The 13,255-nt window shown below is 66.9% G+C and carries 13 protein-coding genes; 7 read left to right on the top strand and 6 right to left on the bottom strand.

Annotated elements, in window-relative coordinates; all coding sequences use genetic code 11:
- Positions 1-78: 78 nt before the first annotated feature.
- On the top strand, positions 79-1,068 hold the full coding sequence (locus WDN01_07750) for a divergent polysaccharide deacetylase family protein (GenBank protein ID MEJ0025905.1): 990 nt from the start codon (positions 79-81) through the stop codon (positions 1,066-1,068).
- A 4-nt stretch (positions 1,069-1,072) separates the two neighbouring features.
- Here WDN01_07750 and trpE read toward each other — a convergent pair whose 3' ends face one another.
- The gene (trpE, locus tag WDN01_07745; protein MEJ0025904.1) at positions 1,073-2,599 is read right to left on the bottom strand and encodes an anthranilate synthase component I; all 1,527 of its coding nucleotides are present in this window, start codon (positions 2,597-2,599) and stop codon (positions 1,073-1,075) included.
- Between the two features lie 7 nt (positions 2,600-2,606).
- Positions 2,607-4,469 carry a SurA N-terminal domain-containing protein gene (locus WDN01_07740; GenBank protein ID MEJ0025903.1) on the bottom strand — a complete coding sequence of 621 codons (1,863 nt, stop codon included), beginning with the start codon at positions 4,467-4,469 and terminating at the stop codon, positions 2,607-2,609.
- Between the two features lie 57 nt (positions 4,470-4,526).
- Here WDN01_07740 and WDN01_07735 point away from each other — a divergent pair, with 57 nt between their 5' ends.
- The 4 genes from WDN01_07735 to secG all read left to right on the top strand — a co-directional run bounded on the left by WDN01_07735 (position 4,527) and on the right by secG (position 7,288).
- Complete coding sequence (locus tag WDN01_07735) at positions 4,527-5,036, top strand: hypothetical protein (GenBank protein MEJ0025902.1); 510 nt, start codon at positions 4,527-4,529, stop codon at positions 5,034-5,036.
- A 7-nt stretch (positions 5,037-5,043) separates the two neighbouring features.
- On the top strand, positions 5,044-5,769 hold the full coding sequence (gene tpiA / locus WDN01_07730) for a triose-phosphate isomerase (GenBank protein MEJ0025901.1): 726 nt from the start codon (positions 5,044-5,046) through the stop codon (positions 5,767-5,769).
- Positions 5,770-5,839: 70 nt separating this feature from the next.
- Positions 5,840-6,799, top strand: coding sequence for a response regulator (locus tag WDN01_07725; protein MEJ0025900.1), 960 nt, complete (start codon positions 5,840-5,842; stop codon positions 6,797-6,799).
- A 150-nt stretch (positions 6,800-6,949) separates the two neighbouring features.
- A complete protein-coding gene (gene secG / locus WDN01_07720) occupies positions 6,950-7,288 on the top strand; it encodes a preprotein translocase subunit SecG (protein MEJ0025899.1) in 339 nt (112 codons plus the stop codon).
- Here secG and WDN01_07715 read toward each other — a convergent pair.
- The gene (locus tag WDN01_07715) at positions 7,285-8,910 is read right to left on the bottom strand and encodes a hypothetical protein (GenBank protein MEJ0025898.1); all 1,626 of its coding nucleotides are present in this window, start codon (positions 8,908-8,910) and stop codon (positions 7,285-7,287) included. The two genes, secG and WDN01_07715, sit on opposite strands and share 4 nt — an antisense overlap.
- 277 nt (positions 8,911-9,187) lie before the next feature.
- On the opposite strand from WDN01_07715, the gene WDN01_07710 reads away from it, so the two are divergent.
- Both WDN01_07710 and WDN01_07705 read left to right on the top strand, forming a co-directional pair.
- Positions 9,188-10,819, top strand: coding sequence for a CTP synthase (locus WDN01_07710; GenBank protein MEJ0025897.1), 1,632 nt, complete (start codon positions 9,188-9,190; stop codon positions 10,817-10,819).
- 56 nt (positions 10,820-10,875) lie between these two features.
- The gene (locus WDN01_07705; protein ID MEJ0025896.1) at positions 10,876-11,454 is read left to right on the top strand and encodes a DUF4145 domain-containing protein; all 579 of its coding nucleotides are present in this window, start codon (positions 10,876-10,878) and stop codon (positions 11,452-11,454) included.
- 8 nt (positions 11,455-11,462) lie between these two features.
- Here WDN01_07705 and WDN01_07700 read toward each other — a convergent pair whose 3' ends face one another.
- The 3 genes from WDN01_07700 to WDN01_07690 all read right to left on the bottom strand — a co-directional run bounded on the left by WDN01_07700 (position 11,463) and on the right by WDN01_07690 (position 13,176).
- A complete protein-coding gene (locus WDN01_07700) occupies positions 11,463-11,726 on the bottom strand; it encodes a helix-turn-helix domain-containing protein (protein MEJ0025895.1) in 264 nt (87 codons plus the stop codon).
- Between the two features lie 38 nt (positions 11,727-11,764).
- Entirely contained in the window at positions 11,765-12,109 is a 345-nt protein-coding gene (locus WDN01_07695) for a type II toxin-antitoxin system RelE/ParE family toxin (GenBank protein ID MEJ0025894.1), read from the bottom strand.
- 126 nt (positions 12,110-12,235) lie between these two features.
- Positions 12,236-13,176 (bottom strand): IS630 family transposase gene (locus WDN01_07690; GenBank protein MEJ0025893.1). Its coding sequence is split into 2 segments (ribosomal slippage): positions 12,236-12,837 and positions 12,837-13,176, totalling 942 coding nucleotides; the frame shifts between segments, so codons are not numbered across the junction.
- Between the last annotated feature and the right edge of the window lie 79 nt (positions 13,177-13,255).

The following is a 13,255-nucleotide window of genomic DNA, read 5'->3' as shown; positions in this document are numbered from 1 at the left end:
CCTCCGGCGTTCAACAGAGCCATGTATCGGCTCAAACCGATTCGCCGTCGCAAACGCCCGAGGCCGCCGCGCGCCCTGATGCGCGGCGCCGATGTGGCGTTCTTCGTGCTGTTCGGTCTGGCGCTCGCGCTCGGCGGTGCGAAGGCCGTCGCCGGCATCCCCGCGCTTCTCGCCATCGTCACGCCCGAGGGCATCGCCCCCGCGCAGGCCAGCAGCCCGCCGCGCGAGCCCGTCGCCGCGCTCGTCCTCACGACGCCCGTCGAGCCCAGCCCCTTCGCGCCGCAGGTCCTCTTCCCCGTCACGGCGCACGACTATCCCGACTGGCTGCTCGCGCGCGTCGCCGCGCCGGAGGAAAGGCCCGCCGGCCCGCCCAAGATCGCCATCGTGATCGACGATCTGGGCGCCGATCTCGCCCGCACCGACCGCGCGCTCCGCCTGCCGAAGGCCGTCGCGCTCTCCTTCCTTCCCTACGCCGACGCGACGCCCTGGCTCTCCGCCGAAGCGCAGCGCGGCGGCCATGAGATCCTGCTGCACATGCCGATGCAGGCCGAAGGCGATCACGATCCCGGGCCGTCCGCGCTCACCACGGGCTTGGCGCCGGATGAGATCCGCCGCCGCGTCGTCGCCGCGCTCGCGCGCGTGCCGGACGCCATCGGCATCAACAACCACATGGGAAGCCGCGTCACCGCGGACCGCGCCACGCTCATCCCGGTCGCGGAGGAACTCGCCGCGCGCCATCTCTTTTTCTTCGACTCGCGCACGACGCCCGAGACGCAGGTCGTTCCGGTGGCGCGCGCCTTCGGCGTCGCCAGCACCGGCCGCGACGTCTTCCTCGACGACGAGCAGACCGCCGGCGCGGTCGGCGCCCAGCTTGCGGAGATCGAAGCCAGGGCCCGGGCGCAAGGCATCGCCATCGCCATCGGCCATCCGCACGACGTGACGCTGGCCGCGCTTGCGGTCTGGACGGCGCGCGCCGGCGCCCGCGGTTTCGTCCTCGTCCCGCTGTCCGAGGCGATCCGCCTGAAGACCGAACGCGACGCCCGCCTGTCCCTCTCGGCGCCGCGCTAGCGATTCACTGCCCGCGCTTGCCTGCCGTCGCGAAGCGCACCGCTTCCTCCGCCGCCATCATCAGCGCCTTCGCCTTGTTGACGGTCTCCTGATACTCGGCCTCCGGCACGCTGTCGGCCACCACGCCGCCGCCGGCCTGGACGTACATCACCCCGTCCTTCACCAGCGCCGTGCGCAGCACGATGCAGGTGTCCATCGAGCCGTCCGCCGCGAAATAGCCGACCGCGCCGGCATAGACCGCGCCGCGCTTCTCCGTCTCGAACTCGTCGATCAGCTCCATGGCGCGGATCTTGGGCGCGCCCGACAGCGTGCCCGCCGGCAGTCCCGCCGCCAGCGCGTCCACCGCGTCGAGCCCGCCGCGGATATTGCCCTCGACGTTCGACACCAGGTGCATCACATGGCTGTAGCGCTCGATGAAGAAGCTGTCGGTCACTTTCACCTCGCCGGTCTTCGCCACCCTGCCGACATCGTTGCGTCCGAGGTCGACCAGCATCAGGTGCTCGGCCCGCTCCTTGGGATCGCTCTTCAGTTCCTCGGCCAGCGCCGCGTCCTCCGCCGGCGTCTTGCCGCGCGGCCGCGTGCCCGCGATGGGCCGGATGGTGACGACGCCGTCGCGCAGCCGCACCAGGATCTCCGGGCTCGATCCCACGATGGAAAATCCGGGGAACGCCAGATTGTAGAGGAAGGGCGAGGGATTGAGTCGGCGCAGGGCGCGATAGAGCGAGAAAGGCGGCAGCGTGAAGGGTCGGCGGAAGCGCTGGCTCGGGACCACCTGGAACACGTCGCCGGCGCGGATATATTCCTTCGCCTTCTCGACGATCTTCAGATAGTCCGTATGCGTCGTATTGGAATCGATCGTCGACACCGCCGGCAGATCCTCGGGCACTGGCGGCGAGGCCGGGGCAGGGCGTTCCAGGTCGCCGATCGTGTCCTGCAGGCGCTCGCACGCCCGCGCATAGGCGGCGCGCGCGTCGACGCCTCTTTGCGGCCACACCGGCGTCGTGATCAGGATCTCGTCGCGCACCGTGTCGAAAATCGCGGTGATGGTCGGGCGCAGCAGGATCGCATCGGGCAGCCCGAGCGGATCGGGCGGCACCTTGGGCAGCTTCTCGATCAGCCGCACCATGTCGTAGCCGAGATAGCCGTAGAGGCCCACCGCCATCGGCGGCACGCCGGCGGGCAGGTCCATGCGGCATTCCGCGATCAGGGCACGCAGGCTCGCGATGGGAGCGTGGGCGAGCCTGTCCGGCACGAAGCTGTCCGGCGTCGCGCGCGCCGCGCGGTTGATCTCGCAGGCGCCGTCGCGGCAGCGCCAGATCACGTCGGGTTTCAGCCCTATGATGGAATAGCGCCCGCGCGCCTCGCCGCCCTGGACGCTCTCCAGCAGGAAGGCGTTGTCGCGGCCCTCGCCGAGCTTGAGGAACGCCGAGACCGGCGTCTCCAGGTCGGCGATCAGCCTTGTGTAGACGGCCTGTGGGCGTCCGGCGTCATGCGCCGCCGCGAAGGCGGGAAAGTCGGGATGTATCGCCATCGATCGCTCACTGACCCGTTCCCGAACTGCCGACCGTGGCGTCGATCATCTTCTGGTTGACGCTGAGGCCGTCCTTCTTCTCGATCGCCTTGGCGAGCGTGACCGTGATGTCGGACGCGACCTCGCTGCCGAACTGGCTGGCGCCCTGCAAATAGCGCAGGTCGTTCGGCGGCGGCACCGGATGCACGATGCCCGAAACGCGCGCCACGATGAAGGTGCCGGCGTCCACCGGCGCGGCGATGGTCGCGCCCGGCGCCGCCTTGAAGATTGCGCCGACGACCGGGGGGAGGAACGGGGCCGTATTCGTGCCGCGGTTGAGCGCCGGGCTCGACTGGACCGGCGCGCCGACCGAGGCCGCGACGGCCTCGAGCGAGCCCTCCTGGTTGGCGCGGGCCGCGAGCGCCGCCGCCTTGGCTTTCAGCAGCGCCAGCTTCTGCTCCGCCGTCCATCGCGCCGTCGCCTGCGCGCGCACCGCCTCCAGCGGCTTGAGCTTGGGCGGCGTGACGCCGTCGACGCGGATCGCATAGCTCGACCCGTCCTGGGTCGAGAACGGATCGCCGTCCTCGCCGACCTCGGCCTTGAAGATCGCCGCCAGCAATTCGGGGTTCGGAGGGTCGATTGCCTTGCTGCCGTCCGGCGCCAGTCCCTGGGCATCGACGGCCGCGACATGGACGTAGTGAAGGCCGGCCTTCTGTGCCGCCTCCTGGATGCCCGCGCCGCCCGCGATCGCGTCGGTATAGATGTTGGCCATGTCGACGATCTCGGCCTGCGCCAGCTCCTTCTGGACGATCGCCTTGATCTCGTCGGGGCCGGTCGTGACGCCGGGCGTGATAGTGCCGACGCGCATCAAGACCCAGCCGAAAGTGCTCTTGACCGGCGCGCTCACTCCGCCCGGCGGCAGCGCGAAGAACGGCGCCGCCCGCGCCGCGTCGAGATCGGCCTGCACGACCTCGCCCAGCTTGTAGTCGCCGGGCTGGAGCTTCCGCTCCGCCGCGAGCTGGTCGAAGGTCTTGCCGTGATCGAGCGCGTCCTTCGCCGCCTTGGCGTCGGCTTCCGAGGCGAATTTGATCTGCTCCAGTTCGCGCTTCTCTGGCTTGATGTATTTCGCCCGGTTGGCGTCGATCTCGTCCTGGATCTGCTTGGGCGTCGGGACCATGGTCGGCGCCAGCTCGTCGACCGTGATGCCGCCATAGCTCACCGCGCGGTATTCCGGCGTGCTGAAGACCTCGGGATGCGCCTTGACGTAGGCCGCCAGCACCGCGTCGCTCGGCGGCGCGACCGTGCCGGCCTGCGCGTCGGTCAGCGCGATGTACTGCACCGCCCGCATCTCGTCGATATAGGCGAAGATGCCGCGCGCATAGTCCGCCGGCAGCGCGAAGCCGCCCTCGACGGCGCGGATGAGCTGGGCGCGCGCCGCGTCCTGGCGCGAGCGCGCCACGAAGGACGCCTCGCTATAGCCGTGCTGCGCGAGCACCGCGACGAATTTGGCGTGATCGAAGCTGCCGAGCGGCCCGTTGAACGCGCTGATCGCCTGGATCTGCTGCTGCAGCCGCGCGTCGCTGACGGTCAGGCCGAGGCGCTGGGTGAGGACGTCGAGCGCGGTGCGCAGGGTCATGGTGTCGAGCACATGCTGCGCCAGCGCCTTGGCCTGGTCGGGCGGCAGGGCGACGCCGGCATTGCGCAGGGCGTCGCGGTATTCCTGCTGGAAGGCGTCGACCGGCACGGCCGCCGATCCCAGCGTGAACACGTCGCTGTCCGACGAGCCGCGGAAGACGTCGGCGATGCCCCACACCGCGAAGCTGAGCGCCAGCGCCCCCAGGAAGATCGAGGAGACCCAAGACTTCGCATATTTCCGCATTTCCTGAAGCATGAACGATCCGGTCGTTGGGGTGTTGGCGGCGAAAAGCGGCGGATGATAGGGAGGGGGGTGGGCAAGGGCAAGGCGCGCCGGATGGGCGATTGGACGGGATTTTTCGCCGCGGAAGTGGGCGCCGCCGCCGCCCTGGCGGGCCTCGTCATGGTCGCGATCTCGATCAATCTGTCGCGCATCCTCGACGATCCCATGCTCCCGGGCCGCGCGGTCGAGACCCTCGTCCTGCCGACCGGCGCGCTGGTGGCGTCGAGCTTCGCGCTGGTGCCCGGCCAGCCGCCCCTGGTCTTCGCGCTCGAGACCGCCCTGACCGGCGCCGCGATGTGGCTCGTGCCGGTGCTGCTGCAATCGGGTGTCCGGGGCGCGCAGGGCAGGGGCAGGGACTTGCGCAATTTCCTCCCGCGGGTCCTGCTGGCGCAGCTGTCGAGCGTGCCGATCGTCGTCTCGGGCGTGCTGATCTATCTCGGCAGCGAGGCGGCGCTCTATTGGATGGTGGCGGGGATCGTGACATCCCTGATCGCGACCGTGATAAACGCCTGGGTATTGCTGGTGGAGATTCTGCGTTGAGGAACCGATGCGTCAGTTGATTGCCGGAAACTGGAAGATGAACGGTCTCGCCGCCGCGCTGGGCGAGATCGAGGCCCTGGCCCGCGCGCTGCAAGTCGGTCCGCCCTCTTGCGACGTCCTGATCTGCCCGCCCGCGACGCTAGTCGCGCGCGCCGCGGCGCTCGGCACCGCCATCGCGATCGGCGGCCAGGATTGCCGTGCCGAGCCCTCCGGCGCTTTCACCGGCGACATCAGCGCCGAGATGCTGAAGGACGCGGGCGCCTCCGCCGTGATCGTCGGCCATTCGGAACGGCGCCAGTATCACGGCGAAACCGACGCTGCCGTGGCCGCCAAGGCGAAGGCCGCGTGGCGGGCCGGGCTCCTCGCCGTGATCTGCATCGGCGAGACGGAGGCCGAGCGCGACGCCGGCCGCGCCCATGACGTCTGCAAGACGCAACTCGCCGGCAGCGTGCCCGACGGCGCGACGCCGCGGAACACCGCCATCGCCTATGAACCGGTCTGGGCCATCGGCACCGGCAAGACGCCGACGACGCCCGACATCGCCCAGATGCACGCCCATATCCGCGCCTGCCTGGGCCAGCCGCTGCGGATCCTCTACGGCGGGTCGGTGAAGCCGTCGAATGCGCGCGAAATCCTTGCCCTGAGCGATGTCGGCGGCGCGCTGGTCGGCGGCGCCAGCCTCAAAGCCGCTGATTTTCTGACAATTGTAGCGGCTTCGCGGGACGGCTCTTAACCCAGTCCTCCCACTGTTCCTTAACCCGCCGCGTGGCATTTGTTACCCGTTTGAAACGGTTTTTGGCGGCATGGGCCGGCTTTCCTACGACACGACGGAAACCCTGATCTACGATCCGGTCGCCGCGAACCGCACCGCGACGCGTGCCGCGCTGTACACGCTCGGCTTCCGCCACGTCGAGACCGTTGCCACCCTGGAAACCTTCATCGACGCGATGCGTCGCCGCCCGCCCGATCTCGCCCTGTGCGAGGCCCAGGGCTCGGACGCGCAGCTCTGCCGCGTCATCCAGGAACTGCGCCAGGGCGCCGCCGGCTTCAATCCCTTCATCGTCATCATCGTCACCGCCTGGGAGAAGTCCGCCGCCCTCGTCACCCGCGTCGTCAATTCCGGCGCCGACGACCTGCTGCTGCGTCCGTTCTCGACCGCGCAGCTCGGACAGCGCATCGACAGCCATGTCGAGCGCCGCAAGGGCTTCGTCGTCACCAGCGACTATGTCGGCCCCGACCGCCGCAAGGATACGTCGCGCCCCTCGACGGTCGAGCTGTTCGATCCGCCCAATTCGCTGAAGATGAAGGCGAAGGAGCGCCTGACGCCGGAAGAGACGGCGCTGCGCCTCGATTCCGAGTTGCGCATCGCGCGCGAATTGCTGAATTCGGAAAAGCTGCGCCGCGACGCCTTCCAGATCTCCATCCTGTGGCGGCTGATGCAGGAGCACGTTCCCGGCCTCGTCTCCTACGCCGCGGAGATGGAGAAGATCGCGACCCTGACCAAGGGCATCGCGCGGCGCTGCCGCGACACCGAATTCGAGGCCGCTCTCGAATGGTGCGATTCCGTCACCGCCGCCGTGGAGGGCCTCCAGGCCGGCGTCGACCGCAACGCCGCGATGCATCTGCTCGGCCATGCCGCGCTCAGCCTCAACCACGTCTTCCACCCCGAAAAGACGACGACCGACATCCTGACCGAGGTCGACGCCACGGTGGCGATCATCCGCGCCTGCAACCGCACCGAAGCCGGCGCCGCCGCGCGCTAGCGCGGATTTTCGGCCGCCAAAGCCCCGCAGGGCTGCGGCTATGTCCCTGGCCTGGCTGGGAATTTGCCCCGGCGCGCGCGCCGCTTCCCTCCGGCCCGTCTTTCGTCTATTGAGCGCCCCCGGAACGCGGAATTCCGCGAGGAGACTGCCGTGCAAGCCATTCTGATCGCCGTCGAACTTCTGGTCGCCGTGGCGCTGATCGTCACCGTGCTGCTGCAGCGTTCGGAAGGCGGCGCGCTCGGCATGGGCGGCGGCGGCTCGGGCCTCGGCGGCCTGTTCTCGCCGCGCGGCGCGGCCGACACGCTGACCCGCGCCACGACGCTGCTGGGCGCTCTCTTCTTCGTCACCTGCCTGGGCCTGAACCTGCTCGCGCTGCACGGCCGCGACGAGAAATCGTTCCTTGAAGCGCCGGCCGCGCCGCCGCCCGTATCCAGCAAGCCGATCCTTCCCGGCGCGCCGGCCAAGCCCGCGCTGCCGACGCCGCACTAAGGCCGGCTCGCCCAATAGCCGTCGCCATAGCCGCGCATCGTCCCGCGCTTGGACTTCAGATAGGCGAGCACGTCGGTCTCCGGCGCCGCCGCGACACCCTTGCCGGGGCCCGGCACGGCCAGCTCCGCCAGCGTGAAATCCATCCGCGCGCCATAGGTCCGGTCGATCTGGTTGCGTAAGGACTGCTCCGCCGCGTACCAGGCCTGCTTCGAGGCATCGTCGCGGCAGCTCGCCAGTTCCTCGGCGCTCGACGCGCCCCAGCGCCGCTCGACGCACTGATAGGGATCGAACGACATCGCGAACAGCCGCCGCCGTGCCTCCTCATAGCGAAGGCCGATGCGCGCGCCGTCGCCGCGCGCATAGCTTACCGAGCAGGCGGCGGTGTCGCGCAGATAGGTGGCGGTCAGGTCCGCGACCAGGTCGCTTCCGGCATAGGACAGATGCTTGTCGCCGATCTCGTACATCTCGACGAAGCGCTGCACCGTGTCGCGCAATTCCTTGAAGGCGGTCTTCAGTCGCGCATCGCGCGACGGCGTGGAATAGACCTCCCAGTCGCCTTGCGTGCCGTAGATGTTGGGCGGCAGCCGGTCCGGCTCGGCGCGATTCTGCAGTCCGGCGGCCAGCGATACCTCCACCGCCTGCACGCGATAGTGCAGGTCGGAGCAGTTGGACAGCACCATGTCATGCACTTCGGCGACCGGATCGAAGGCCAGCTTGCCGCCCGCCAGCCTGGCGCGGACATAGTCGTAATAATCCAGTGTCTCGCCGTTCAGCACGAAGCGTCCCGCCGCCCAGTCGGCATCGGCCGGCCGCGCCCCATTGCCGAAATACTGCTCGGTCGAGAAATCCGCGATGGCCGCATTGCGCGCCATCTCGACATGTCCGCCGGCCAGCGATCCGTCCGCCAGCCGCGCCGCGCCGACCAGCGTCTGCGGCCGCCAGTTCTTGAAGCCGGCGCCCGCGCCCGGCACCGCCCGGGTAAAGCGCAGATCGTAGAACACATGCGTGATCGAATGGTCGGGATGGGCGTCCATATAGAACACGCGCCCCTTGGCATCGACCTTGGTGACGATCGCGACATGGCCGTTCGGATCGTAAAGCACTGTCCCCGGCCGGATGGACGCCGCGTCGAGCGCCGGCGAATAGAAATCCGGCGCCACCGGTCCGTCGATGTCGGGATGGATGCGGTAGCTCGCGGTCGACACCGCGTCCTCGATCTGGGCGATGACCGCCAGGGCGCTCAGCGTGCCGCTCGGCACGGTGCGGCGCGACACCACCTTGTTGCCGTTGCGGCTGTAGCGCTCGTCCGCCGCCGCCCCGATCGGCGCGACCGCGTCCTCATAGGAAAACGGCAGGCCGCGCTTCCACGCATAGTAGAAGCGCAGCAGATAGGGCAGGTCGGAGCAGTCCGAGTTGAACACCGTGCCCGGCGGATCGCTGGCGCGGAACGGATTTGCGGGATCGTGCAGGCACTGATCGACGGTGCGGCAGTCGGCGGTGCCGATGGCGGCGATGAAATCGCGCCAGCCCCGCTCGTCCGCGTCGGACCAATGGTCGTAGCGCACGACATAGAGCGACGGGTCCGCGGCCGCCGCGACGGCGGGCCACCACGTCAAAGCCACGACAAGTGCCGCAATCCAACGCATCCGTGCCGCATCCCCCAGGCCGAAAACGAGGCTAATCCGCGGCAGCGTCACGCCCAAGACGGTTTGCCCCGAAAGTCATCCGCTGTGCGCTCCGAATCGCCGGTCGCCCGGCGCAATCACCCTTCGCGGAACAGGAGATTGGCGTGCCGCGGCCGTTCCTCCAACACCTTGTTTCCAAGGACAAATCGCGTGCGTCGAATCGCCGATATTTTCGCTTGAGGGATTCGGCGCGACCTGCTTATGGTGGCCTCCCATGGCGCGGTTGATCTTCATCACCGGCGGCGTGGTCTCTTCCTTGGGAAAAGGTCTTGCGTCCGCCGCACTCGGAGCCGTTCTTCAGGCTCGCGGGTACAAAGTCCGTTTGCGGAAACTCGACCCCTATCTGAACGTGGATCCTGGGACCATGTCGCCGTTCCAGCACGGCGAGGTCTACGTCACCGATGACGGGGCGGAGACCGATCTCGACCTCGGCCATTACGAGCGCTTCACCGGCGTCTCGGCCCTGAAGTCGGACAACATAACCTCCGGCCGCATCTACCAGCAGGTGATCGAGAAGGAGCGCCGCGGCGGCTATCTCGGCCGCACCGTGCAGGTGATCCCGCACGTCACCGACATGATCAAGGAGTTCGTCCTCGACGGCATCGAGGGCCTCGATTTCCTCCTGGTCGAGATCGGCGGCACGGTCGGCGATATCGAGGGCCTGCCGTTCTTCGAGGCGATCCGCCAGCTCCACAACGACCTGCCGGACAAGCAGACCGCTTTCGTGCACCTGACGCTGGTGCCCTATATCGAGGCGGCGGGCGAGCTCAAGACCAAGCCGACCCAGCATTCGGTGAAGGAGCTGCGCGCCATCGGCATCCAGCCGGACATCCTGATGTGCCGCGCCAGCCATCCCATCCCGGACGACGAGCGCCGCAAGATCGGCCAGTTCTGCAACGTGCCGACCGAGCGGGTGATCCCCGCGCTCGACCTCGACACGATCTACCGCGTGCCCATGGCCTACCACCGGGCCGGGCTCGACACCCAACTCCTGAAGGTCTTCGGCATCGACGACGCGCCGGAGCCCGACCTCGCGCGCTGGCAGCAGGTGGTCGACCGGGTGAAGAATCCGGAAGGCGAGGTGCGCATCGCCATCGTCGGCAAATACATGCAGGTCAAGGACAGCTACAAATCGCTCAGCGAGGCGCTGGTCCATGGCGGCGTCGCCAACAATGTGAAGGTCCATCTCGACTGGATCGACAGCGAGATATTCGAGCGCCCCGACGCGCCGGCCTTCCTCGAAGGCGTCAACGGCATCCTGGTGCCCGGCGGCTTCGGCGAGCGCGGCACCGAGGGCAAGATCCACGCGGTGAAATTCGCCCGCGAGCGCAAGGTGCCGTTCTTCGGCATCTGCTACGGCCTGCACATGGCGGTGATCGAGGCGGCGCGCGACCTGGCCGGGTTGGACGGCGCCGGCACCACGGAGATCGGCAAGCCCAAGCATCCCGTGATCGGCCTGATGACCGAATGGGTGAAGGGCAACGAGACGGTGAGCCGCAGCGCCGACGGCGACATGGGCGGCACAATGCGTCTGGGCGCCTACACGGCGGTGCTGACGCCGGGCAGCCGGGTTTCGGAAGTCTATGGCGGCGCCACCGAGATCAGCGAGCGCCACCGCCACCGCTACGAGGTGAACACCGAATATGCCAAGCTGCTCGGCGCGCAGGGCTTCCAGGTGAGCGGCTGGTCCCCCGACGGGCGCCTGCCCGAGATCATGGAATTCCCGGACCATCCGTGGTTCATCGGCGTGCAGTTCCACCCCGAACTGAAATCCCGCCCCCTGGAGCCGCACCCGCTGTTCACCAGCTTCGTGGCCGCGGCGGTGGCGAAGAGCCGGTTGGTTTAAGCAAGATGGCAATAATCGCGACGAAGTGCCCACACTGTTTGACGGACCACATTGGCTTGCAAATCGTCGCATCAAACGACACCAACGGCTTCAAAGTTGTGCACCTGACTTGCCCCAGATGTGGCTTGCCCTCTGGCGCGGCATTGCTTCCTGGCATCGGAAATTGGAATGACCTCTTGAAATCTGGCCGTGATGTAACCGACGCCAGATGGACCGTTTCGCGCTTTTGGCCGGAGACCCCCGCGCCAAACGTTCCGGAATATTTGCCACCGGACGTTGAGCGAGTCTATTTGCAGGCTGAGCGAAATTTTCCGGTTGAAGGCAATGAAGAAGCCTCCGGCATAATGTATCGAAAAGCTCTTGATGTGAGTTTGAAAAAGATCGACCCAGCTTTAGCCGGCATGCTTGGACAAAAGATTAAGAAGCTCGCGGCAAGTGGGAAACTCACGAAAGAAATCGCCGAGTGGTCCGACAGCATACGAGACATCGGCAACGACGCGGCCCACGAAGAGGCGCCGATATCGCGCGATGAACTCGAAGATCTTCGCAATTTCAGCGAAATGGTTTTGCGATATCTTTTTTCGCTTCCTGGTGCGGTAATGCTTCGTAGGGGCGAAATCGTTCCGTGGCTTTAGCGCTGCGATCACGCCGCCTTCAACGCCTTCGCCACCGCCTTCGGCGCATGGTCGATCACCTTGAGATAAGCCCGCGCCGCGCCATCGGGCATGCGCCTTCCTTGCTCCCAATGCCGGAGCGTATCCACGCTGAAGCCGAACTCCCGCGCGAACTGCGCCTGTGTCATGCCGAGCTTGGTGCGGATGCGCTTAACATCTATCTCGTGCGGAATATGGACGCGGTACTTGCTGTAATCGGCAGTACCATCCACGAAGGCAAGCGCCTGCTTCATACTCCGAAGGATACTGCTCTCGACTGCTGTTTTCTTCGTCACGGTTTTCCGTACCTCTCGGCCATAAGTTTCGCCATCTGTCTGAGTTCGTTCTTCTCTGCCGAGCTGAGATCGCTCTTCTCGTTCTTGGCATACGCATCCAACAGCAGCAGCGGCAGTCTTAGGCTGTGAAAGTAGTAGATCACTCTTGCGCCTCCACGCTTGCCACGCCCTTCGAGTGCCCAGCGCAGCTTTCGCACGCCACCCGTGCCGGGAATGAGGTCGCCGGCAGTTGGATTGATTGCCAAGTAGTCGACAAGTTCAATCCGCTCTTCCTCGCCCATCAGCTTTCGCGTCGCGGCGAGAAATTCCGGAGTTTCGATGACCGCGACCGGTGCATCCATCTGTGCAGGGTAGTCCAATGGACTAGTGACGTCAATCCGCAATCGCCTGCGCTGCGCCATTACGACCAGCGATTTTCGGATTAAATAACGTCGCCAGCCCGTGTGCTAGAGCGTGATGAAGTTAGGTTACTCATACCCCGAGTTCTCGAAGTAGTTTTTGCATTCTGTCGGCGTGACGGTGTCGAGGACGTGGCCGATGGCGTTGCAGACGGCATCTTGAGAACGGCGCGCGGCCTTTCGCAACCAGTGCTTGAGCTTTGAGAAGAACTGCTCGATGGGGTTCAGATCGGGGGAGTATTTGGGCAGGAAGAAGAGCTTTGCGCCTGCCGCTCGGATGGCGGCGCGTACGGCTTTGCTTCGGTGTGATCCGAGATTGTCCATGACGACGATATCGCCGGGCTTGAGAGTGGGGACGAGCACCTTCTCGACATAAAGCAGGAAGCGCACGCCGTTGATCGGCCCGTCGATGAGCCAGGGCGCATCGAGGCGATCCTGGCGCAAGGCGGCGAGGAAGGTCATGGTCTTCCAGCGCTTGTGCGGAACCTTGGCGCGCAGCCTTTCGCCGACCGGCGCCCAGCCCCGCAACGGCGCCATATTGGTCTTGGTCCAAGTCTCGTCGATGAACACCAGACGGGAGGGATCGACCCAGCCGCGGTACTTCGCCCACTGGGTACGCCGGCGCGCCACGTCCGGGCGATCCTGCTCGGCGGCGATCAGCGTCTTTTTTTGTGACTGAGCTTCTCGGCGTGGACGAACGCCCACACCGAGCGATAGTCCACCTTCAGGCCGCGCTCGCCCAGTTCCGCCACCAGCCCGCGCAGCGTGAAGTCGCCAGACCGGCAGCGCTGTACAAGCCAGTCCCGCCAAGCACCGGAAAGCGTCTTTGGCTTGTGGCCGCCCATCTGACCGGGAGCGAAGCTGCCCGTGGCATCAACCCGCTTCAGCCAGGCGATCACGGCACTGTAGCTGACGCCAAAGCGCGCCGCGGCCTGGCGCCGCGAAAGTCCCTCGCGCTCAACCGCCGCAACAACCCGTTCGCGAAGATCCATCGAATAAGGCTTGCCCATCCATGCCGGCCTCCTTCCCAGCCAGCATCTTGAATCAGACTCGCGACCCCGTGGGAATCCCAAATCCGACTCAGCCTGA

This window comes from Rhizomicrobium sp. (assembly GCA_037200985.1).
Lineage (GTDB): Bacteria > Pseudomonadota > Alphaproteobacteria > Micropepsales > Micropepsaceae > Rhizomicrobium.
This window is presented reverse-complemented; position numbering and strand designations above follow the sequence as displayed.